Source organism: Rhodococcus sp. USK10, from assembly GCF_019378875.1.
In the GTDB taxonomy this organism is placed as follows: domain Bacteria; phylum Actinomycetota; class Actinomycetes; order Mycobacteriales; family Mycobacteriaceae; genus Rhodococcus_F; species Rhodococcus_F pseudokoreensis.
On record NZ_CP076048.1, the window covers coordinates 5169561 to 5191269 of the forward strand.

A 21709-nucleotide genomic window follows, 5' to 3' on the forward strand; every position below is an offset into this window, starting at 1 on the left:
GATGACCGCGAACGATCCGGCGGGACCGCAGGATTCGGCCGACGAGGTGCCGCTGCTCGAGATCCGGGACCTGGAGGTGTCGTTCCAGTCCCATTCCGGGCTCGTGCCCGCGGTGCGCGGTGTCAGTCTCACGGTGTATCCGGGGCAGACGGTGGCGATCGTCGGGGAATCCGGTTCGGGTAAGTCGACCACCGCCCACGCGATCATCAACCTGCTACCCGGGACGGGACAGGTGACGGGCGGTCAGATCCTGTTCGAGGGTCAGGACCTGGCGGAGGCGTCCGAGCGCGAGTTCGTCGCGCTGCGCGGCAAGAAGATCGGCCTCGTCCCGCAGGACCCGATGTCCAACCTCAACCCGGTGTGGAAGGTCGGGTTCCAGATCGAGGAGGCGTTGGAGGCCAACGGGATCGCGAAGGGAAAGGCCGCGAAGGCGCGGGCCGCCGAACTCCTCAAGGAGGCCGGCCTCGCCGACGCCGAGAACCGGCTGGGCCAGTATCCGCACGAATTCTCCGGGGGCATGCGCCAGCGCGCGCTCATCGCCATCGGGCTGTCGGCCCGCCCGCAACTGCTGATCGCGGACGAGCCCACGTCCGCCCTCGACGTCACGGTCCAACGTCAGATCCTCGACCACCTCGACGGTCTCACCGACGAACTCGGCACCGCGGTCCTGCTCATCACCCACGACCTCGGTCTGGCCGCCGAGCGGGCCGAGCACCTGATCGTGATGAGCAAGGGACGGGTGGTCGAGGCGGGGCCCGCGCTGGAGATCCTGCAGCGGCCGCGTCACCCGTACACCCGGAAACTGGTGGCCGCGGCGCCGTCGCTGGCGTCGCAACGCCGGAGTTCTTCGCTGGCCCGGGCGGACATCCGGGAACACGCTCTCGAGGTGGTGGGTGAGGCCGAACAGCACGGGCAGATCGGCGTCGAATTCGGCAAGGCCACCGACGACGTGGTCGTGGCCACCGGACTGACCAAGGTGTTCAAGATCCGCCACGGGCTGCGGAAGTCCACCGACTTCACCGCCGTCGACGACGTGTCGTTCGCGGTCCGGCGCGGCACGACCACGGCCATCGTCGGCGAGTCCGGGTCGGGCAAGTCGACGGTCGCGCAGATGGTGCTCGGACTGCTCGCTCCGACGGCGGGGAACGTGGTGTTCGACGGCAAGGACGTCGCGACGCTGGACCGCAGGGAGACGCTCGCGTTCCGCCGCCGGGTGCAGCCGATCTTCCAGAATCCGTACGGCACGCTCGACCCGATGTACTCGATCTTCCGCACCGTCGAGGAGCCCCTGCGCACCCACAAGGTGGGGACGAAGGCGGAACGGGAAGCGCGGGTACGCGACCTGCTGGACAAGGTGGCGTTGCCTGCTTCGGTGATGCGGCGGTTCCCGAACGAGCTGTCCGGTGGCCAGCGGCAGCGGGTGGCGATCGCCCGGGCGCTGGCGCTGCAGCCCGAGATGGTGGTGTGCGACGAGGCGGTGTCGGCGCTCGACGTGCTGGTCCAGGATCAGATCCTCACGCTGCTGAACGACCTGCAGGCGGAGCTGGGTCTGACATATCTGTTCATCACCCACGACCTGGCGGTGGTGCGGCAGATCGCCGATGACGTACTCGTCATGTCCGCAGGCGCGATCGTGGAGAAAGCCACCACCGACGAGGTCTTCACGTCCCCGAAGGAGGAGTACACGCGGAAGCTGCTGGACGCGATTCCCGGCGGATCGATCCGGCTCGGCGCCTGACCCGCGGCGGCGCCGGGTAGCGTTCCGGTACGTGAGCGACCCGTTGCAGCCCCTCGTCGACCTACCCGGTGTGCGCGAAGCCGCGAACCGTGCGCGCGACGCGCTCGGCGCGGTTCACCGCCACAAGACCAACCGGCGCGGCTGGCCGACCACGGCGGCCGAGGCGGCCGTCCGGGCGGCCCGCGCCTCGGCGTCGCTGGACGGGGGCAGCACCGAACTGCCCGCCCCCGGCGAGGCCGGCGACCCCATCCTGTCGGGTGCCCTGCGCGTCGGGCAGGCTCTCGACGGTGACGCCCTGACGCTTCTGCAGTCCACGTGGCAGCGCGCGCCACTGCAGGCCCTCGCGCGGCTGCACCTGCTCGCTGCGGCCGACCTCGTGGAGGATCAGGAACTGCTCGGCAGGCCACGAGCCGGGTCCGGTGTCGCGGAGCGGCTGGACGGTCTGGCTCAGCTGGTGACGGGGGGAACGGCCGCACCCGCGCCGGTTCTGGCGGCGGTGGTGCACGGGGAATTGTTGACGCTGAGGCCGTTCGGGGTGGGCGACGGCATCGTCGCGCGCGCCGCGTCCCGTCTGGTCTCGGTGTCGAGCGGGCTCGATCCCCACAATCTCGGGGTTCCGGAGGTCAGCTGGCTGCGCCGGCAGCAGGCGTACCGCAACGGGGCCGCGGCCTTCGCCTCGGGCGAGCCGGAGGGGGTCGGGAGCTGGGTCGTCCTCTGCTGCGGTGCGCTGGAGGCCGGAGCCCGCGAGGCCACGTCGATCGCGGAAGCAGCGGCGAGTTAAATCGAAGCCGTTGCACTGCAACACGTTCCCGAACATGTGAAACGGGCGGCGCTGCCGACTGGTGTCGACTTCGCCGCCCGTTAGCACGGACAACCGGTTACCAAGCGTGCAATGGTGGGTTGTGTAGGTGGCCTCGGCGAGAGTCCGAATATCGTCGGGTCGTCCTTGCAACCTGTGCAGGGTCCTTGCCGGTGAAGACTCGAGTCTCGCAGGCCCACAACGCTTTTGCCCTTATAGTGGCTTATGCTTCGCGTGGGTACCTAGTGCCCGTGCTGGGAATCCTGGTCGGGAGATCGATCCTTCTCTTCTGGGTCGACCTTGGCCTTCCGTTCTTCCGTAACTCCTTTGTACCCCGTGACCCCCCTCACAGCAAGTATCAAATCAGGTTTGTGACCGTGTCGCGGGTTGCGGCGGTCAGCGCTTGCGGCGCAACACTCCATAGGTGAATGCGCCCGCGACGAGGGCCCCGATGCTCACCGCGGCGGTGGCCGCCACGGTGGTGGCGGACGGCGCCTGGAGTCGCGCCCTGAGGGAGACCGGATTCGAGAAAGTCAATATGGGCCAACCGTTTCCGGCCGCGGACTTCCGGAGCGCCCGGTCCGGGTTGACGGCCGTCGGGTGGCCGACCGCGGACAGCATGGGCAGGTCGGTCACGGAGTCGGAGTAGGCGTAGCATGCCGACAGGTCGTAGTGGTATTCGTCGGCCAGTTGCCGCATCGCCTCGACCTTGCCGTCGCCGTAGCAGTAGAACTCCACCTCGCCCGTGTAGAGCCCGTCCGCGACCGCCATGCGGGTGGCCATGCTGCGGGTCGCCCCGAGTGCTTCGGCGATCGGCGTCACCACCTCCTCGCCCGACGCCGAGACGACGATGACGTCGTGACCCCGCAGCTTGTGGTCCGCGATGAGGTCGGCGGCCTCCGCGAACACCAGGGGGTCCACGATGTCGTGGAGGGTCTCGGCGACGACGGACCGGACCTGCTCGACGTTCCAGCCCGCGCACATGCTCGTGAGGTAGGCGCGCATCCGTTCCATCTGATCGTGGTCCGCGCCGGACAGCAGGAACAGGAACTGCGCGTAGCTGCTCTTGAGGACGGACCGTCGATTGATCAGGCCCTGGTCGAAGAACGGTCTGCTGAACGCGAGGGTGCTGGATTTCGCGATGATCGTCTTGTCGAGGTCGAAGAATGCGGCAACCCGACCCGTCTCGGTGTGTCGACCTGTCTTGGCACTTCTCTGTGGCTTCGCGGTCACAATTTCCAAGGATATGCGGACTTCGGCCCTGGATGCGTGTTCCGTGTGACCGCCCGGAACAGGGGCGTTCGGTATCTCCGACACCGTAAAACATTTGAACAGTTGAACTTGCAAATACTGATCTGGTGAGGTGTAGTATTGCTGATGTCCGGATTTGATCCGGACGATGTTCAGCCCGACCCCCCGGGGCTGAACACTGACGACCCTCGCCTCCTCCCCCCCTGGCGAGGGTCGTCCTCTGTCTGCGGCCGGTCCGCCGCCCTGTGCTTTCTGCTCTTCAAAAATTGGTGCGGTGGTACCAGTTTTTATCCCCAGCCCCGAAGTTGTCCACAATTCGAAAAGAGCACCTTTCCGCGGTCCCGGGCAACGGGCACGCTCGCTGCATGGACGCACGAGACGGTGGCGAAGTGCTGGTTCTGGTCGACGATCCGGTGCTGCTGCACAGCATCAGGCGCGTGGCGGCAGCGGCCGACCGGACGCTGAACGAGGCCGAGGTCGCCGACGCCCGGCACGTCTGGGGCAGCGCGCCGATCGTCGTGCTCGACGCACGCGCTGCCGCCGCGTGCCGCAACCGGCTCCCACGCCGGCGCCGGGTCGTCCTGCTGTGCGACGGGCCGCCGGGCATCGACGAGTGGCGGATCGCGACCGCGGTCGGTGCCGAACACGTGCTGGCCGTGCCCGACGACGAGTCGGCCCTGGTCGCCGTTCTCGGCGAGCAACCCCAGCGGCCCGACGCGGACGGAACCGTCGTCGCCGTGGTCGGCGGGTGCGGCGGGGCCGGCGCGTCCACCCTGGCGGCCGCGACAGCCCTCACTGCGGCGACGCGGTCGCAGCCCACCTTGCTGCTCGACACCGACTCGTGGGGATCCGGGCTCGATGTGCTGCTGGGCATCGAGGACGTGCCCGGACTGCGGTGGTCGGGTCTGTCGATCGAAGGCGGCCGGATCTCTTCGGGCGCGCTCCGGGACGCGCTGCCCGCGCGCGGCGAGCACCTGCGGGTCCTCGCCTGCAGCAGGACAGGGGCCGGTGCGGGACCGACGGCGGCCGCGGTCCGCGCTGTCACCGACGCCGGGCGACAGGCCGGTGACCTGGTCGTGTGCGACGTGTCGCGGTTCCCGGGCCCGGTCAGCGAAGTCGTCCTCGAACTCGCCGACCTCGTGGTCCTCGTCGTGCCCGCGACAGTCCGAGCCTGCATCGCCGCGGGGAAGGTGGCGCAGTGGATCACCGAACGGAATCCCAACCAGGGACTCGTGGTCCGTGGCCCGGCACCGGGCGGGCTTCGCGGCGCCGACGTGGCGGAGGTCCTCGACCTGCCGCTGATCGCGTCGATGCGCGCCGAGCGCGCGCTCACCGGAATGCTCGAACACGGCGGTCTGCGGCCGGGGCGGCGCTCCCCGCTGGGCGCCGCGTCCGAGGCGGTCCTCGACACCGTCGGCAGCAGGCCGCGGACACGGGAGTGGGCGGCATGAGTTCCCTCGTCACCCCCGACCTACTCGACCGGGTGCGTGAACGGCTCGCGCACACGTCCGGCGAGCCGACACCGGCGACGGTCGCCGCGGCCATCCGGACCGAGTCCGGCGGTGTGCTCGGCGACACCGACCTGCTCGGTGCGTTGCGGGTGCTCATGACCGAACTCACCGGCGCAGGCCCGCTCGAGTCGCTGCTGACCGAACCCGGTGTCGCGGACGTGCTCGTCACGGCGCCGGACCGGGTGTGGGTCGACCGCGGCCGCGGACTCGAACGCGCAGCGGTCCGGTTCACAGACGAGGCAGCGGTGCGCCGACTCGCACAGCGGCTCGCGCTGTCCGCCGGCCGCCGCCTCGACGACGCTCAGCCGTGGGTCGACGGAAGGCTGCGGGACGTCGGGAACGGCTCGTTCGGTGTGCGGCTGCATGCCGTCCTCGCCCCCGTGGCGCAGGGCGGCACCTGCCTGTCGCTGCGGGTGCTGCGCCCGGCCACCCAGGGGCTGGGCGCGCTCGTCGCGGGCGGCGCCGTGACCGGGGCGGCCCACGATCTGCTGGTGAAGATCGTGCACGCACGCCTCGCCTTCCTGGTCACCGGCGGCACCGGGGCGGGGAAGACCACGCTGCTGGCCGCGCTGCTGGGGGCCGTGGATCCGGCCGAACGGATCGTGTGTGTGGAGGACGCCGCAGAGTTGGCGCCGACGCACCCGCACGTCGTCCGGCTGGTGGCCCGGGCACCCAACGTCGAGGGCGTGGGCGAGGTGACCGTCCGGGACCTGGTCCGGCAGTCCCTCCGTATGCGACCCGACCGGATCGTGGTGGGCGAGGTGCGCGGCGCCGAAGTAGTCGATTTGCTCACGGCGCTCAACACGGGGCACGACGGCGGGGCCGGAACGGTGCACGCCAACTCGCCCGAGGAGGTGCCCGCCCGGCTCGAAGCGCTTGCGGCACTGGGCGGAATGGACCGCGCGGCGCTGCACAGTCAGCTGGCCGCGGCCGTGCAGGTGATCCTGCACGTCCACCGGTCGTCGAGCGGGGTGCGCCAGTTGACGCAGATCGGTGTCGTCACCCGCGACGAGCACGGACGCGTCACGATCGTTCCCGCCTGGAGCCACGACACGGGGGAGGGGCCGGCGGTGGACCGGCTCCGCCACTGGTGTTCTCGGCGGGAACCGGCGGCTTCTCCTCGGGAGGCGTCGTGATCGCAGGTCTGGTGGTGCTGGCGTGCGCGGTACTGGCCGTGCCGTCCGCGCGGTCGCGTCCGCGCTTGCTCGCGGTGACCGGACGGGAAGGCTCCCGGCGGCGGATGCGTCTGCCCTGGGCGGTTCCGGTAGCGCTCGTCTGCGCTCCGGTCGTGTACGAACTGGGTGGGATCTGCGCGGTTCTGGCCGCGGTGATCGTCTGTGCAACAGTGCGGTTCAGGTTGAGTCGACGTCGGTTGGCGAAAGCGAAGAACGCCGATCTGCGCGTCGTGCTGGCGGGCCTCGAGGTGGTGACGGCGGAACTCCGGGTGGGCGCGCATCCCGCTTCGGCATGTCAGACGGCGGCCGACGAATCGGTGGGCAGTGTGTCGGCGGCGTTCCGGGCCGCTTCGGCGCGCTCGCGGCTCGGGGGATCCGCCGCCGACGGGTTCCGGATCGCGGACTCCCGTGTCGGCACCGAGTTGGGGCGGATCGCCGACATCTGGGCGGTGGCCGACGCGCACGGTCTCGCGCTGGCGGAACTGCTCGAGGCGGCGCGGACGGACCTCCTGGGGCGCAGTCGCTTCCGTCAGCGAACCGAGGCGTCGCTCGCCGGGGCGAGGGCGACGGCGACCGTACTGGCCGGGCTGCCGCTCCTGGGTGTCGGCCTCGGTCAGATGATGGGGGCATCCCCGCTGACGGTGCTGTTCGGCGGAGGGTTGGGCGGCATCCTGCTGCTGCTCGGTGCGGGGCTGGTGTGCGCGGGACTGCTGTGGACCGACCGGATCACCGGACGGGTGACGGGATGATCTGGGGCGCGGTACTTCTCCTCGCGTGCGCCGTGCTGGTTCTTCCCGCACCCAGATCGCCGGTGCAGCGACTGCGCGGCGACGCCGGCGGCGCGGGTGACCCGGCGGCCCCGGCGGACGACCCCACGCGCCGCGAGGATCCGCTCGCGACCGCCGCCGCCTTCGACCTGCTGGCAGCGTGCCTGCGCGCAGGGTTGCCGGTCGCAACCGCGGCGCAGGCCGTGTCGCGGTCGGCGCCGGCGCCGCTGTCGGAATCGCTCCGCCGCGCCGCAGACCTGCTCGCGCTGGGGGCCGACGCGGCGACCGCATGGGAGGCGGCGGCGTCGGACCCGGCCACCGAATCGCTCGCCCGGATGGCGCGACGGTCTGCGGCTTCGGGTTCGTCGCTTGCCGGTTCGATGACGGAACTCGCCGCCGACGGCCGCACCCAGGTCGAGCACCTGGCCGCGGCATCGGCCGAACGAGCGGGCGTACTCATCAGCGGTCCGCTCGGGTTGTGCTTCCTGCCGGCGTTCATCTGCCTCGGGATCATCCCGGTCGTCGTCGGGCTGGCCTCGCGGGTGCTGGACGGCGGATTGCTGTGACACGCAGATACTTCCGGCGCAGAACCGCTGCGCCGGACACTCTGAAGGGGGAACATCATGAAACACGGAATCCGGTCTCTGGCGGCAGTGCGGGCACTGACGGCGCACTTCGCTCTGCTCGCGGCGGACGAGGACGGCATGTCGACGGCCGAGTACGCGATCGGCACGATCGCGGCCGCGGCGTTCGGGGCCGTCCTGTATTCGGTCGTCACCGGCGACAGCATCGTCACGGCGTTGACGAACATCATCGACAAAGCGCTGAACACCGCGGTGTGATGAGGTCCGCCGAGAACCTGCGCCGGTCGGAGGCAGGCGGCGTCACGGTGGAGGCGGCGATTGCGATCGCGTCGATCGTCGCGGTGGTCGTGCTGTGTGTCGGCGCGATCACCGCGGTGACGCTGCACGTCCGGTGTGTCGATTCGGCCCGTGAGGCCGCCCGGCTCGCCGCCCGCGGAGATCACGAGTCGGCGATCTCCGCGGCGCAGAGAGTGGCCCCGGACGGCGCCGACGTATCGGTCCGGACCGAGGGGGAATTCGTCGTCGCGACCGTGCGGGCACACAGCCCACTTCTTCCGCTCGTGAACATCTCCGCGGAGGCGGTGGCTGCCCTCGAACCCACGGTGCCGGGGTGGAGCGGGGGCGGCCGGTGAGTTCGGGGATCTCCGACGACCGCGGTGCCGCCACGGTGCTGGCATGTTGCGCGCTCGCGGCCCTGGTGGTGGTCACGGCGATGCTCGTGCACGTCGGCTCGGCGGTCGCGGTGCGGCACCGCGCGCAGTCGGCGGCGGATCTGTCCGCTCTCGCCGCGGCCGTCGGTCTGGACCGCGGCACCGATGCGGCGTGCGATGCGGCGCGGGAGGTCGCGGGGCGGATGCGCACCGAGGTCGTGTCCTGTGAGGTCGATGACTGGGACGTGGAGGTCGCGGTCACCGCGCCGGTGATCCTGTCCGTGCCGGGTGTCCGGGACGCGCGGGCGGTGGCGCGGGCGGGCCCGGCGGAGTGACATCGGGCCCCGCGGAGTGACGTCGACGGCAGGACGGTGCCGGCGATGTCCATCGCTCCAGCGTGCGCAGGGTTTCCCACATTATGACCAGATCGGTAATAATCCCCGGCTGGAGAAGTATTGGACGGCATGGATCCTGTGATGCGAGTCTCACTGCAGCGAGCTGGTTTTCATCCACTCCCCTTGGCGAGAGAGGGCACTACATGACCACGGCACCACCGAAGCGGACCGAGGCCGAGACGAAAGCACGGAGGGCGGGCATCGCCTCGTTCATCGGCACCACGATCGAGTGGTACGACTTCTACATCTACGGCACCGCGTCCGCGCTGGTCTTCGGGCAGGTGTTCTTCTCCGACACCCTGCCTGCGGGCATGGGCACCCTGCTGGCGTTCGTCACGCTGTGGGCCGGGTTCCTCGCCCGCCCGATCGGCGGCATCGTCTTCGGGCACCTCGGCGACAAGATCGGCCGGAAGACCACCCTGGTCATCACGCTCGTGATGATGGGGACCGCCACGGTCGGGATCGGACTCCTGCCCTCCTACGCGCAGATCGGGGTGTGGGCGCCCGTCGCGCTGGTCTTCCTCCGCGTCGTTCAAGGCGTGGCCGTGGGTGGCGAGTGGGGCGGGGCCGTCCTGATCGCCAGTGAAAACGCACCCAAGGGGAAGGGGATTCTGTACTCGGCGTTCGCGCAGCAGGGGTCGCCCGCCGGGAACCTCCTGGCCACGATGGCGTTCTTCCTGCTCTCCGCGATGCCCACCCCGGAATTCGTGCTGTACGGCTGGCGTATCCCGTTCCTGATCTCCGCGGTCCTGGTGATCGTCGGCATGATCATCCGCCTCAAACTCGAAGAGTCGGACGCCATGAAGACCGTGCTGAAGCGGAAGAAGACCGTCGCACTGCCGATCGGTGAGGTGCTGCGCAAGCATTGGGTCCTCGTCCTGCTCGGTGCGGGTGCGCTGCCCCTGGCGCAGGTGACGTATTTCAAGAACACCTTCGCGTTGTCCTGGGCCACCAGCGAACTCGGCTACGACCGTGGCACGTTCCTCGGCGCCATCGCGATCGCCCTCGTGGTGCAGTTCATCGTGCAGCCGTTCGGCGCCGTCCTGGTGTCGCGGATCGACATGCGGAAAGCCATGTGCATCATGGTGATTCCCGAGTTCGTCCTGATGCCGGCGATGTTCTTCGCGATCCGGACCGAGAACTTCGCCATCGCTGTGGTCATGATGTGCCTCGCGACCATTCCACACTCGATGTTCTACGGCGCCATCGCCGGAGTGCTCGCGCGTGCCTTCCCCGCCAACATTCGCTACACCGGCCTGTCCGCGGCCTACCAGCTGTGTTCGCTGATCGTCGGCGGCGGCACCCCGGTGCTGGCGCAGTGGATGCTCAACTCGTCCGGCAACATCGTCGGTGTCGCCTTCGTGTCGGCCGGCTACGCCGCCGTGTCGCTGGTCTGCACGCTGCTGCTCCTGAACCGGACCGGATTCGACGCGCGCCGGTTGTCGACGGCGGAGCAGTCCGACGCCGACGAACTGCAACTCGACGTCGAGGAAGACGGCGCGGTCGACGGCACTCCGAGCGCAGGGCAGGCACGTGCGACAGCCCACTCCTGATCGTGAGGTGTCATTCCGGAGTGGGCAGCGCCTCCTCGGACAGCCTGAGAACTTCCCGCAACGCGGCGCTGTCGTCGTCCGCACGCCACGCGATCCGCAACTGCAGGGTGCTGGGACCTCCGACCAGCGGGAGGAACACGACATCCGGGTTGTTGACGTTCTCGACGACGGAGGAGACGGTCAACGCACAGCCGACCTCCGCGGACACCAATGCCATCAACGACATCGAGTCCGGCGCACTCTGCACGATCCGGGGCGTGAAACCGGCGTCGTGGGCCGCCCTCAGCAGGGAGTCGCGCAGCGCGGATCCGGGATCGGCGGGCAGCGCCACCCAGGGCTCGGTCGCCAACTCCTCGATCCGGACGCCGTCCCTGCCCGCGAGCGGGTGGTCGGCAGTCACGGCCACCACGAAGTCCTCGTTGAGAATGACGCGGGACGCGATGCCCGGTGGGGTGAAGATCCACCGGCCCAAGCCGATGTCGAGGGTTCCGTCGAGGAGCTTGTTCAGTGCCTCGCTCGCGAAAGCGGAACTGTTCAAAACGAATTCGATGCCCGGATGAGTGTGCCGGACGAGTTTCGCCCACCGTCCGATGAGCAGATGGGACGAGACGCCGGAGAAACCGATGCGCACCCGGCCGACCTGGCCGCGCCCGGCAGCGGCGACGGCGATCTCCGCGAGCCGGCAGGCGTCCAGGATCTCGCGCGCCGGACCGAGCAGTGCCTCGCCGGCGGAGGTCAGGCGGACGTTCCGGGTGTTCCGGTCGAACAGGGTCGCCCCGAGTTGCTTCTCCAGTTGCCGAATGGTTCGGCTCAGCGGGGGCTGAGCCGAGTGCAGGCGCTGTGCGGCCCGGCCGAAGTGCAACTCCTCGGCGACCGCGAGAAAGGCAGTGATCTGAGAAATCTCCACGACAGAACTATTGCAGTTCGAGCAAGAAATCTGTCAACACTATTGAGCGCGACGGCGGTAATCCGGTGGGAAGGGTTCCCAAGCGGCTCCCGGCGGTTCCGGAGAAGGGCATGGCAATGAGCAAAGTGGTCAGCATGGCGGAAGCCATCGAGACGTACGTCGACGACGGCATGACCGTGTGTCTCGAGGGTTTCTCGCACCTCATCTCGTTCGCGGCCGCGCACGAGATCATCCGCCAGGAGCGCCGGAACCTCACGCTGTGCCGGATGACGCCGGACATCGTGTCGGATCAACTCGTGGCCGCCGGCTGCGTCACCAAGCTGGTGGCGTCGTTCTTCGCGAGCGGCTCGGCCGGGTCTCTGCACGAGTTGCGACGCCGCATCGAGCGCCACGATCCGGCACCGCTCGAGGTCGAGGAGTACAGCCATTACGCAATGGTCTGCCGCTATCAGGCGGGCGCCGCCGGTCTGCCGTTCTTTCCGCTGCGGTCCTACGCCGGAAGCGACCTTCCGCGGCTCAATCCCCGAATTCGACTGGTCGACGACCCTTACGGGGAGGGCACCGTCTACGTCGTGCCCCCGCTGAATCCGGACGTCACCATCGTTCACGCGCAGCGCGCCGACCGTCACGGCAATGTGCAGATCTGGGGGATCTCCGGGGTCCAGCAGGAGGCGGTCTACGCCGCGGGGAAGGCGATCGTGGTCGTCGAGGAGATCGTCGACGACGACGTCGTCCGCTCCGACCCCAACCGCACGTTGATCCCGTCCCACGCCGTCGATGCCGTCGTCGTCTGTCCGCGCGGGGCGCACCCCTCCTACGTGCAGGGCTACTACGACCGGGACTGCGCGTTCTACCGGCGCTGGACCGCGATCAGCAAGGACTCGGGACTCCTGCAGGCGTGGCTGAAGGAATGGGTCCACGGCACCGCGAATCACGAGGAGTACCTGGACAAACTCGGCGGCGACTACTGGGACGACCTCGCCGTCGCGCCTCGATTGTCCGAACCGGTCGACTACGGGAGCAGAAAATGACCACAGCACGAGTCGAAGGGATCTCGGCGACCGAGGTCATCGTGTCCGTCGCCGCCCGCGAACTCGCCGGGAAAAGGCGTGTCTTCGCCGGCGTCGGCCTGCCGACGCTCGCCGTCGACCTGGCCAAACGAACCAGCAACCCGGACGTCGAACTGATCTACGAATCGGGTGTGTGCGGCGCCCATCCCAGCGCGATGGCCGAGGGCATCGCAGACTCGGTGGTCGTGTCGGGCGCCGAGTCGGTGGTGTCGATGCAGGCGTTGTTCGGGTACGTGCTGCAGGGCGGCAACGTCGACGTCGGGTTTCTCGGCGCGGCCCAGATCGACAGGTACGGCAGTCTCAACACCAGCATCATCGGCGACTGGGACAAGCCGACGGTCCGGTTGCCCGGAGCCGGTGGTGCCGCGGAAATCATGCCCAACGCCGGCGAGATCTTCGTGGTGATGCGGCGCCACGATCCGAGCGCCTTCCCCGCGGAACTCGACTTCTGCACGTCGCCGAGCCCGGTCCGGGCCCGGGCGGCGGGCGACGGGATCGCTCCTCGCGGACGCGGGGTGACGAAGGTGTTCACGAACCTCGGCGTGCTGTCGCGGCAGGGGCCGTTCGACGAACTCGAGTTGGTCAGCGTGCACGAGGGGGTCACCGTCGACGACGTGCGGGCGCAGACCGGCTGGGAATTGACGGTCGCGGACGATGTCACGGTCACCGCGCCGCCGACCGGCGAGGAGATTCACCTGCTCCGCGACGTGATCGACACGGTGCGGCTGTATCTGCGCTGATCGGAAAGCCGGTATCTCAGCCGAGCGAGTCCAGCACCGCGGTGAGGACCCGGATCGCCCCGTCCTTGTCCAGGGGATCGTTGCCGTTTCCGCATTTCGGCGAGTACACGCAGGACGGGCACCCGGACGTGCATTCGCACGACCGGATCGCTTCGCGGGTCGCGCCGAGCCAGCGGGTGAGTTCGGCGTGCCCCCGGTCGGCGAATCCGGCGCCACCGGCGTGACCGTCGTAGACGAACACGGTGGGAAGCCCGGTGTCGGCGTGCAACGCCGTCGAGACGCCGCCGATGTCGCCTCGATCGCACACCGCGACGAGGGGCAGGAGCCCGATCGCCGCGTGTTCCGCGGCGTGGAGTGCCCCCGGCACGCGTTCCGCCGGAACACCGGACTGCAGCAGAAGTTCCGGGGCGATCGTGTACATCACCGCGCGGGTGGGGAGGGTGTGCTTCGGCATGTCCAGTTCGATGGCGTCGAGGATCTCGCCGGACGACAGACGCCGCAGGTACCCGATCACCTGATGGGTCACCTCGACCTCGACGAGCGCGACCTCGACGTCGCCGAACTGCTTCTGCTCGAGCACCGAGGTGACGGTGATCTCGGTGGTTTCGCGGGCCGACGTCGTCCAGTCGGGGTCCTCCGCGTGCACCAGGGCGAGGCCCTGGTCGAGGTCGAGTTCGTCGACGACGTACGACTCACCCTGATGGATGTGCACGGCGCCGGGGTGCGCCGTGGCCGGAGCGCGGCCGGTGTCGACCGTCCCGAGCATGCGTCCGGATTCCGACACGACAATCGCCACCTGAGTTCCGATTCCACCCCGGATATCCACTGCGCCATGAGGATTTGTGCCGGCAGTGACGAACCAGCCGTGTGCGCGCCGGCGGATCAGGCCCTGTTCCGACAGCTTCGCGAGCACGTCGAGTGCCCCGAACGCTTCGGCCTCCGCGTCGGACAGTGGTAGTTCCATTGCCGCGCAGAGCAACTGAGGGCCGAGGACGTACGGATTGCTCGGGTCGGTGACGGTGGCCTCGACGGGTTTGTCGAGCAGAGCGGACGGATGATGGACGAGGTACGTGTCGAGGGGGTCGTCCCGCGCGACCAGCACCACGAGCGAACCTTCGCCGCGCCTGCCGGACCGGCCGCCCTGCTGCCAGAACGACGCCACCGTGCCGGGGAACCCGGCGACGACGACGGCGTCGAGGCCGGCGATGTCGACGCCCAGTTCCAGCGCATTCGTCGTCGCCGCCCCCAGCAGGGTGCCGTCGGCGAGGGCCGTCTCGAGTTCACGCCGGTCCTCGGCGAGGTAACCGGCCCGGTACGACGCGACGCGCGATGCGAGTTCGGGATCGATCTCCCCGAGTAGGCGTTTGGTCGCCATCGCGGTCAGTTCGGCGCCCCGGCGGGAGCGCACGAAGGTCAGCGTGCGGGCGCCTTCGACCATCAGATCGGCCATGATGCGTGCGGCCTCGGACCCGGCGGGCCGCCGGACGGGGCTTCCGTTCTCCCCGGTGACCTCCCGCATGAGCGGGGGTTCCCACAGCGCGACGGTCCGGGGACCGTGCGGCGAACCGTCTTCCACGATCTCGGCGCAGGGTGCCCCGATCAGCCTCGACGCCGCTGCCCCGGGGTCCGCGGTGGTGGCGGACGCGAGGACGAAGACGGGGTCGGCGCCGTACCGCGCAGCGATGCGCCGCAGCCGTCGCAGCACGAGCGCGACATTCGAGCCGAAGACGCCACGGTAGGAGTGGCATTCGTCGATCACCACGTAGGCCAGATTGCGGAAGAAGTGCGCCCATCGCTGATGGGTCCGCAGGAGCGCGATGTGCAGCATGTCGGGGTTCGTGAAGAGCCACCGCGAGTTCTCCCGGGCCCAGTGCCGCACCTCGAGTGGGGTGTCGCCGTCGAACACACACGGGCACGCGCTCCGCAGGTCGTCCCCGGCGTCCAGGACCTCGGAGTCGATGAGTGCCGTCACCGCCCGGAGCTGGTCCGCTCCCAGCGCCTTGGTCGGCGAGAGGTAGAGGGCGGTCGCCCGCGGATCCGTTGCCAGAGTGGTGAGTACCGGAAGCTGGTAGGCGAGGGATTTGCCCGAGGCGGTGCCGGTGGACACCACGACGTTCGTCCCGTGATGCGCCAGGTCGGCGGCGGCGGCCTGATGAGTCCAGGGACGGGCGATCCCGTTCTCCTGCATGGCCCGGACGACGCTGGGGTGCGCCCACGCGGGCCATTCCGACAGCTGGGAAGTCCGCGCAGGCATTTCTGCTGCGAAAGTGAGCGGGTTTTCGTCCCGGGGAACGCCCTCGAGGACTCGGTTCAGCAGTGTTCGGCCGTATGTTTCGCCCGTATTTCCACTGTCGTCACGGGGTGAAAACGGTGTGCTCACTGAACTCTCCGGGCTGTCGTAGGGACGGGCGAGTAGCTTCCACACCGCCACGACCTGCGCATTTGATGATAACGAGTGCCTCGGACGGCCTGTCGCCCGGGGTGTCGCGAGGCCGTCGCTAATGCCCAGTTCGGGGCCTGTTCGCTACAAGATCAACTTTTTGTGTGAATTGTTCGGATTTCGACTGTTGCGTTCCCGGAGTTCATGGTTGACTACAACTGGTCGCAGCTTCTGTGTTCGTAGGCTTGAAAGAGTGAACGTTCGCAGGATCGATGTTGCGAACGCGGTGCTCTGCTTTTCCTGAGGGGGAAATCTAGAAGTACAGCGGTCGGAACCGGCCCGGCGGACTGTATGTGCTGTCCGCCGAATCCGGTGGTTAGAAAGAGAAGGAAAAGCATGGCACAGGGCACTGTGAAGTGGTTCAACGCGGAAAAGGGCTTCGGCTTCATCGCACCCGAAGACGGCTCCGCTGACGTCTTCGTTCACTACTCCGAGATCCAGGGCAGCGGCTTCCGCACCCTCGAGGAGAACCAGCGCGTGGAGTTCGAGGTCGGCCAGGGCACCAAGGGGCCCCAGGCAACCGGCGTTCGCGCAGTCTGATTCTGCCGTTCACGTTCGTGAACACGTAAATCAGATAGGCGGGGTCCTCGTGACCGCGTCTGATTCGTCCCCCATCGCCTGAGGCGGTGGGGGACGAGTCGTTTTCACGGCAACGGTGCCGTGGCAAAAGGGGGTACTTCAGTGAGCCAGCTCTCCTTCTTCTCCGCGGAGGCGATGCCGCCGGCGATCACCGATCTGTGTGGTCTTCTCGCGGCGACGGGCCAGGTGGTCACGTCCGGCGGGCGGGCGCGCATCTCGATCGTGGTCGACGCCCAGTGGCGGGCGGAGGCGATCGCCGAGCTGATCGGGCAGGCCGGACTCGAGGTCGAGATCACGCGCAGCGACGAGGGCAGCCCCCTGGTCCGCACCGCGTCCGTCGTCGACCTGCGGCCTCTCGCGGACCAGTGGACGAGGGGAGCGGTCAAGGCGGTGCCCTCCGGCTGGGTGCCGTCGGGGCGTCAGCTGAGGGTGTGGGCGCTGGCGTCGGGCAGGGGTGAAGCGGAAGGTGAACGGTTCGTCCTCGGACTCGATCCGCACGCCCCGGATACCCACGCGCCGTTGGCCCAGGCCTTGATGAGGGCGGGCATCGCGCCGACGCTGATCGGCACCCGTGGGTCCGGTCCGGGGCTCCGGATCTCGGGTCGGCGTAGGCTCGGCAGACTCGTCGAGAGCATCGGCGAGGCTCCCGGAAATGTGGACGACCGTACCGGTTGGCCCCACGTATAGGGCCGTGTAGACGGTACTGATCTGCGAGGATGGGTTCCGGGTATGTCACTCTAGTAATAGGCGAACCGGGTATAAAAGGGTTTGTCTGCACAACTGTCGAGTGGCAGCGATCGACTTCAGGAAGGCTCGGGCTTCAGGTGGCTAAAGGGGACAACGGCAGTGCACAGGGTGCGGCGGGAGCGTCCGGCCAGCCTCGCCGCCTCGTGATCGTCGAGTCGCCGACCAAGGCCCGCAAGATCGCCCCGTACCTCGGGAAGAACTATGTCGTCGAGGCGTCGGTCGGCCACATCCGCGACCTTCCGCGAGGAGCAGCTGACGTCCCGGCCAAGTACAAGGGCGAGTCGTGGGCGCGGCTCGGCGTCAACGTCGACCAGGACTTCGAACCGCTCTACGTGGTCAGTCCGGAGAAGAAGTCCAAGGTCACGGAGCTGAAGAGCCTCCTCAAGGACGCCGACGAACTCTTCCTCGCCACCGACCCCGACCGCGAGGGCGAGGCGATCGCCTGGCACCTCCTCGAGACGCTCAAGCCGAAGATCCCGGTTCGCCGGATGGTCTTCCACGAGATCACCGAGCCGGCCATCCGCGCCGCGGCCGAGGACACCCGCGAGCTCGACAACGACCTGGTCGACGCGCAGGAGACCCGCCGCATCCTCGACCGTCTGTACGGCTACGAGGTCAGCCCCGTGCTGTGGAAGAAGGTCATGCCGAGGCTGTCGGCAGGCCGCGTGCAGTCCGTCGCGACCCGCGTCATCGTGCAGCGGGAACGCGAGCGGATGGCGTTCCGCTCGGCCTCCTACTGGGACATCTCCGCCACCCTCGACGCCGGCGCGGAAGCCAGCCCCCGCAGTTTCGGGGCGCGTCTGGTGACCGTCGACGGGTCCCGCGTGGCCTCCGGCCGCGACTTCGGCTCGGACGGACAGCTGAAGACGAGCACCGTCACGGTTCTGGACGAGGCACGGGCGCAGCGTCTGGCCGAGTCCCTCGCGGGTGTCGATCTCACGGTCTCCTCCGCGGAGAGCAAGCCGTACACCCGCAAGCCCTACGCACCGTTCATGACGTCGACGCTGCAGCAGGAAGCGGGCCGCAAGCTGCGGTTCACGTCCGAGCGGACCATGCGCATCGCGCAGCGCCTGTACGAGAACGGTTACATCACCTACATGCGTACCGACTCGACGACGCTGTCGTCGTCGGCGATCGCTGCCGCCCGCGCGCAGGCCACCGAGCTGTACGGGGCCGAGTACGTGCACGACACTCCGCGGCAGTACACCCGCAAGGTCAAGAACGCGCAGGAGGCGCACGAGGCGATCCGCCCCGCAGGCGACGTGTTCCAGACCCCCGGTCAGCTGCATTCGCGTCTCGACACCGACGAGTTCCGTCTGTACGAGCTGATCTGGCAGCGCACCGTCGCATCGCAGATGGCCGATGCGCGGGGCACCACGCTGACCCTACGGATCACCGGAACCGCGGGCACCGGCGAGGAGTGCACCTTCTCGTCGTCGGGCCGCACCATCACGTTCGCCGGTTTCCTGAAGGCCTACGTGGAGAGCGTCGACGAGGAGGCAGGCGGCCAGTCCGACGACGCCGAGTCCCGTCTGCCGGTGCTCGTCGAGGGTCAGGCGGTCACCGCCACCAAACTCGACCCCGACGGCCACACCACCAACCCGCCCGCCCGGTACACCGAGGCGAGCCTGATCAAGACCCTCGAAGAGCTGGGCATCGGCCGCCCGTCCACGTATTCGTCGATCATCAAGACCATCCTCGATCGCGGATACGTCTACAAGCGCGGTAGCGCGCTGGTCCCGTCCTGGGTGGCGTTCGCCGTCATCGGCCTTCTCGAGATGCACTTCGGACGGTTGGTCGACTTCGACTTCACCGCCGGCATGGAAGACGACCTCGACGCGATCGCCGGTGGTCGCGAACAGCGCGGCAACTGGCTCAGCAGTTTCTACTTCGGCGGCGATCACGGAGCCGAAGGTTCGGTGGCCCGTGAAGGCGGCCTGAAGAAGATGGTCGGCGTCAACCTCGAGGAGATCGACGCCCGCGAGGTCAACTCGATCAGGCTCTTCGACGACGCCGAGGGACGGGAAGTGCACGTCCGCGTCGGACGGTTCGGTCCCTATCTCGAACGGATGGTCCAGAACCCGGACGACCCCGAGGGCGACCTCATCTCCCAGCGTGCCAACCTGCCCGACGACCTTCCGCCGGACGAGCTGACACCGGAGTACGCGGAGAAGCTGTTCTCCACGCCGCAGGAGGGTCGCAAGCTGGGCGTCGACCCGCTGACCGGGCACGAGATAGTCGCGAAGGAGGGCCGCTTCGGCCCGTACGTCACCGAGATCCTGCCCGAGCCGGAACCGGAGCCCGAGCCGGCCGTGGTGCCGGTGACCGACGAATCGGGCGACGGGACGACCAAGACGAAGACGGCTGCCGCCAAGAAGGCGCCCGCGAAGAAGGCGGCGAAGAAGGCCACCGGCCCGAAGCCGCGGACAGGCTCGCTGCTCAAGTCCATGGACCTGGCGACGGTCACCCTCGACGACGCCCTCAAGCTGCTGTCGCTGCCGCGTGTAGTGGGTGTCGATCCGGAGTCGAAGGAAGAGATCACCGCGCAGAACGGCCGCTACGGCCCGTACCTGAAGAAGGGCACGGACTCGCGGTCCCTCGCCAACGAGGACCAGATGTTCACGGTGACCCTCGACGAGGCGCTGAAGATCTACGCCGAGCCCAAACGTCGCGGACGTCAGGCGGCTGCCACCCCGCCGCTGCGGGAGCTGGGTGTCGACTCGGTCAGCGAGAAGCCGATGGTGATCAAGGACGGCCGCTTCGGGCCGTACGTCACGGACGGTGAAACCAACGCCAGCCTCCGCAAGGGCGATGAGGTGGAATCCATCACCGACGCCCGCGCTTCGGAACTGCTCGCGGATCGGCGTGCCCGCGGCCCCGTCAAGAAGAAGGCTGCGGCGAAGAAGGCACCTGCCAAGAAGGCGGCCAAGAAGACTGCCGCCAAGAAGGCGCCGGCCAAGAAGGCTGCCTCGAAGAAGGCCGCGGACAAGAAGGCGTGAGCCGGTACCTCGGGTCGGTAGGGGTGTCGCACGTGCCGGTTAGGCTGGCGCGGTGACGGTATTCGACCGGTTGGTGGGCCAGGAGGACGTCGAGTCCGAGCTGACGGCCGCGGCGACTGCCGCCCGTCGGGGAGTCGGCGAGATGGGCTCCTCGATGACGCACTCGTGGCTGTTCACCGGCCCGCCCGGCTCGGGTAGGTCAGTGGCCGCGCAGTGTTTCGCCGCCGCCCTGCAGTGCACGAGCGACGGCATACCCGGCTGCGGCGTCTGTCACGCCTGCACCACCGCGATGGCCGGAACCCATGGCGACGTCCGGCAGGTCGTCCCCGAGGGCCTGAGCATCAGCGTCAAGGAGATGCGAGCCATCGTGCAGACCGCCGCCCGCCGGCCGAGTACCGGGCGCTGGCAGATCGTGGTCGTCGAGGACGCGGACCGGCTCACCGAGGGTGCCGCCAACGCGCTCCTGAAAGTGGTGGAGGAGCCACCGGACCGCACCGTGTTCCTGCTGTGCGCGCCGTCCGTCGACCCACAGGACATCTCCGTGACGCTGCGGTCGCGCTGCCGGCACATCCATCTCGTGACGCCGTCGGCCGACTCCATCGCCAAGGTCCTGCGCGAGCGGGACGGCCTGGACCCCGCAGACGCGCAACTGGCGGCCTCGATCAGCGGCGGCCACGTCGGGCGCGCGCGGCGTCTCGCGACGGATCTGAACGCCAAGGTGCGTCGGAGGGACGCGCTGGACCTGGCGGTCGCGGCGTTGCGGCCCGCCACCGCGTTCGCCGCTGCGGAAGAACTGGTGCGTTCCGCCGACGCGGAGGCGAAGGAGATGAGTGCCGCTCGGGACGAGCAGGAGACCGAAGAGTTGCGCACCGCTCTTGGCGCGGGCGGTACCGGTAAGGGTGCGGCCGGAGCGCTCCGCGGCTCGGCTGGGGTGCTGAAGGATCTCGAGAAGCGGCAGAAGTCCCGGGCTACCCGCACGGGTCGCGACGCACTCGACCGCGCACTGATCGATCTGGCCGGTCTCTACCGCGACGCGCTCGCCGTCGCGTGGAAGTCGAACGCCGCCGCGAACCACCCGGACATGGCCGATCGGGCTGCCGACCTCGCGTCGCGAACAACCCCGGAAGGCCTTCTGAAGTGCATCGAAGCCGTCCTCGAGTGCCGCGAGGCGATCACCGTCAACGTCAAACCGCAGTGGGCTGTCGACGCCATGGTGGCCAGTCTCGGCGACGCGTTCAGGGAGCCGTTTTCGCATACTCGGGGTTGAGGCGCTAGACTCGCCACCGCCGAAAGGCACCGCTGCCTTAGCTCAGTCGGTAGAGCATTTCACTCGTAATGAAAAGGTCGAGAGTTCGATTCTCTCAGGCAGCTCAGCGGTCCTCTGGCCCTTCCCGATCAGTCGGGAAGGGCCAGAGTCGTCTCCGGGGCCGGACGCGTCTGCCGTGTCGGATATGTACAAGAAGTTCGGGGTCTTCTCCGGCGACATCGAGGGCAGGGCGGTCACCAGATTCGTCGGGGGCCTCACCGAGGACCAGAGTGCGGGAGCCTACGCGGCGTGGGAGAGCTTCGAACGTTCTGTCGACGGCGTCCGCGGTGCCTTCGCCTTCGTGCACATGCAGGTGCTCTCGGACAGTAAGGTCGAGGCGATGGTGCTGCACATCGTGCCGAGTAGTGGTACCGGAGGCCTGGCGGGACTCACTGGTGTGGGTGGGATTCGCGTCGACGAAGACGGCACCCATCGTCTGTGGCTGGACTACGCACTTCCCGACTGACACCGCGATCGGTTCACCGGGGACGGGAAGAA

At 68.6% G+C, this 21709-nt stretch carries 20 protein-coding genes and 1 tRNA gene; 18 read left to right on the forward strand and 3 right to left on the reverse strand.

The features are described 5' to 3' along the window. Position 1: 1 nt before the first annotated feature. Both I1A62_RS30980 and I1A62_RS30985 read left to right on the forward strand, forming a co-directional pair. On the forward strand, positions 2-1738 hold the full coding sequence (locus I1A62_RS30980; protein ID WP_257890589.1) for an ABC transporter ATP-binding protein: 1737 nt from the start codon (positions 2-4) through the stop codon (positions 1736-1738). 31 nt (positions 1739-1769) lie between these two features. Beyond that, positions 1770-2519, forward strand: a complete 750-nt coding sequence (locus I1A62_RS30985) for an oxidoreductase (protein ID WP_124393226.1) — start codon at positions 1770-1772, stop codon at positions 2517-2519. Positions 2520-2933: 414 nt separating this feature from the next. Here the strand turns inward: I1A62_RS30985 and I1A62_RS30990 are convergent, their stop codons facing one another. After that, positions 2934-3770 carry an HAD-IB family hydrolase gene (locus I1A62_RS30990; RefSeq protein WP_219456108.1) on the reverse strand — a complete coding sequence of 279 codons (837 nt, stop codon included), beginning with the start codon at positions 3768-3770 and terminating at the stop codon, positions 2934-2936. A gap of 383 nt (positions 3771-4153) precedes the next feature. On the opposite strand from I1A62_RS30990, the gene ssd reads away from it, so the two are divergent. The 8 genes from ssd to I1A62_RS31030 all read left to right on the forward strand — a co-directional run bounded on the left by ssd (position 4154) and on the right by I1A62_RS31030 (position 10423). Then, entirely contained in the window at positions 4154-5239 is a 1086-nt protein-coding gene (gene ssd, locus I1A62_RS30995) for a septum site-determining protein Ssd (RefSeq protein ID WP_219456110.1), read from the forward strand. Continuing rightward, the gene (locus tag I1A62_RS31000; protein WP_124393229.1) at positions 5236-6435 is read left to right on the forward strand and encodes a TadA family conjugal transfer-associated ATPase; all 1200 of its coding nucleotides are present in this window, start codon (positions 5236-5238) and stop codon (positions 6433-6435) included. Before ssd ends, I1A62_RS31000 begins: the two co-directional genes overlap by 4 nt. Beyond that, positions 6432-7223: a type II secretion system F family protein gene (locus tag I1A62_RS31005; protein WP_219456111.1), complete on the forward strand. Its 792-nt coding sequence runs from the start codon at positions 6432-6434 to the stop codon at positions 7221-7223. Before I1A62_RS31000 ends, I1A62_RS31005 begins: the two co-directional genes overlap by 4 nt. Then, entirely contained in the window at positions 7220-7807 is a 588-nt protein-coding gene (locus tag I1A62_RS31010; protein ID WP_124393231.1) for a type II secretion system F family protein, read from the forward strand. The genes I1A62_RS31005 and I1A62_RS31010 overlap by 4 nt, the downstream gene beginning before the upstream one ends. A 57-nt stretch (positions 7808-7864) precedes the next feature. Further along, positions 7865-8083, forward strand: a complete 219-nt coding sequence (locus I1A62_RS31015; RefSeq protein WP_219456113.1) for a DUF4244 domain-containing protein — start codon at positions 7865-7867, stop codon at positions 8081-8083. After that, on the forward strand, positions 8083-8457 hold the full coding sequence (locus I1A62_RS31020; protein ID WP_124393233.1) for a TadE family type IV pilus minor pilin: 375 nt from the start codon (positions 8083-8085) through the stop codon (positions 8455-8457). Before I1A62_RS31015 ends, I1A62_RS31020 begins: the two co-directional genes overlap by 1 nt. After that, positions 8454-8810: an Rv3654c family TadE-like protein gene (locus tag I1A62_RS31025; protein WP_219456115.1), complete on the forward strand. Its 357-nt coding sequence runs from the start codon at positions 8454-8456 to the stop codon at positions 8808-8810. Before I1A62_RS31020 ends, I1A62_RS31025 begins: the two co-directional genes overlap by 4 nt. 203 nt (positions 8811-9013) lie before the next feature. Beyond that, entirely contained in the window at positions 9014-10423 is a 1410-nt protein-coding gene (locus I1A62_RS31030; RefSeq protein WP_124393235.1) for an MFS transporter, read from the forward strand. Positions 10424-10433: 10 nt separating this feature from the next. On the opposite strand, the gene I1A62_RS31035 is transcribed toward I1A62_RS31030, so the two are convergent. After that, complete coding sequence (locus I1A62_RS31035) at positions 10434-11330, reverse strand: LysR family transcriptional regulator (protein ID WP_124393236.1); 897 nt, start codon at positions 11328-11330, stop codon at positions 10434-10436. 110 nt (positions 11331-11440) lie between these two features. Here I1A62_RS31035 and I1A62_RS31040 point away from each other — a divergent pair, with 110 nt between their 5' ends. Both I1A62_RS31040 and I1A62_RS31045 read left to right on the forward strand, forming a co-directional pair. Further along, entirely contained in the window at positions 11441-12361 is a 921-nt protein-coding gene (locus tag I1A62_RS31040) for a CoA transferase subunit A (RefSeq protein WP_219456117.1), read from the forward strand. Beyond that, positions 12358-13140 (forward strand): CoA-transferase subunit beta, encoded by a 783-nt coding sequence (locus I1A62_RS31045; RefSeq protein WP_124393238.1) that lies wholly within the window; start codon positions 12358-12360, stop codon positions 13138-13140. The genes I1A62_RS31040 and I1A62_RS31045 overlap by 4 nt, the downstream gene beginning before the upstream one ends. Before the next feature lie 16 nt (positions 13141-13156). On the opposite strand, the gene I1A62_RS31050 is transcribed toward I1A62_RS31045, so the two are convergent. After that, positions 13157-15520 carry a DEAD/DEAH box helicase gene (locus tag I1A62_RS31050; RefSeq protein ID WP_219456119.1) on the reverse strand — a complete coding sequence of 788 codons (2364 nt, stop codon included), beginning with the start codon at positions 15518-15520 and terminating at the stop codon, positions 13157-13159. A gap of 396 nt (positions 15521-15916) precedes the next feature. Here I1A62_RS31050 and I1A62_RS31055 point away from each other — a divergent pair, with 396 nt between their 5' ends. The 6 genes from I1A62_RS31055 (at position 15917) to I1A62_RS31080 (ending at position 21677) form a co-directional block, all read left to right on the forward strand. After that, complete coding sequence (locus I1A62_RS31055; protein WP_005248460.1) at positions 15917-16120, forward strand: cold-shock protein; 204 nt, start codon at positions 15917-15919, stop codon at positions 16118-16120. 141 nt (positions 16121-16261) lie between these two features. Further along, positions 16262-16846: a hypothetical protein gene (locus I1A62_RS31060; RefSeq protein WP_124393240.1), complete on the forward strand. Its 585-nt coding sequence runs from the start codon at positions 16262-16264 to the stop codon at positions 16844-16846. 137 nt (positions 16847-16983) lie between these two features. After that, entirely contained in the window at positions 16984-19905 is a 2922-nt protein-coding gene (topA, locus tag I1A62_RS31065; protein ID WP_124393241.1) for a type I DNA topoisomerase, read from the forward strand. Between the two features lie 52 nt (positions 19906-19957). Further along, the gene (locus I1A62_RS31070; protein WP_124393242.1) at positions 19958-21172 is read left to right on the forward strand and encodes a DNA polymerase III subunit delta'; all 1215 of its coding nucleotides are present in this window, start codon (positions 19958-19960) and stop codon (positions 21170-21172) included. Positions 21173-21203: 31 nt separating this feature from the next. Next, positions 21204-21276: transfer RNA gene (locus I1A62_RS31075), tRNA-Thr, on the forward strand. 80 nt (positions 21277-21356) lie between these two features. Next, positions 21357-21677, forward strand: coding sequence for a DUF3224 domain-containing protein (locus tag I1A62_RS31080; RefSeq protein ID WP_219456120.1), 321 nt, complete (start codon positions 21357-21359; stop codon positions 21675-21677). The last annotated feature ends 32 nt before the right edge of the window (positions 21678-21709 follow it).

What these genes read in the sequence shown, in the direction of transcription:
- I1A62_RS30980 (WP_257890589.1), top strand. Translation starts at nt 2, where the DNA reads ATGACCGCGAACGATCCGGCGGGACCGCAGGATTCGGCCGACGAGGTG.
- ssd (WP_219456110.1), top strand. Translation starts at nt 4,154, where the DNA reads ATGGACGCACGAGACGGTGGCGAAGTGCTGGTTCTGGTCGACGATCCG.
- I1A62_RS31000 (WP_124393229.1), top strand. Translation starts at nt 5,236, where the DNA reads ATGAGTTCCCTCGTCACCCCCGACCTACTCGACCGGGTGCGTGAACGG.
- I1A62_RS31010 (WP_124393231.1), top strand. Translation starts at nt 7,220, where the DNA reads ATGATCTGGGGCGCGGTACTTCTCCTCGCGTGCGCCGTGCTGGTTCTT.
- I1A62_RS31015 (WP_219456113.1), top strand. Translation starts at nt 7,865, where the DNA reads ATGAAACACGGAATCCGGTCTCTGGCGGCAGTGCGGGCACTGACGGCG.
- I1A62_RS31020 (WP_124393233.1), top strand. Translation starts at nt 8,083, where the DNA reads ATGAGGTCCGCCGAGAACCTGCGCCGGTCGGAGGCAGGCGGCGTCACG.
- I1A62_RS31030 (WP_124393235.1), top strand. Translation starts at nt 9,014, where the DNA reads ATGACCACGGCACCACCGAAGCGGACCGAGGCCGAGACGAAAGCACGG.
- I1A62_RS31040 (WP_219456117.1), top strand. Translation starts at nt 11,441, where the DNA reads ATGGCAATGAGCAAAGTGGTCAGCATGGCGGAAGCCATCGAGACGTAC.
- I1A62_RS31045 (WP_124393238.1), top strand. Translation starts at nt 12,358, where the DNA reads ATGACCACAGCACGAGTCGAAGGGATCTCGGCGACCGAGGTCATCGTG.
- I1A62_RS31055 (WP_005248460.1), top strand. Translation starts at nt 15,917, where the DNA reads ATGGCACAGGGCACTGTGAAGTGGTTCAACGCGGAAAAGGGCTTCGGC.
- I1A62_RS31080 (WP_219456120.1), top strand. Translation starts at nt 21,357, where the DNA reads ATGTACAAGAAGTTCGGGGTCTTCTCCGGCGACATCGAGGGCAGGGCG.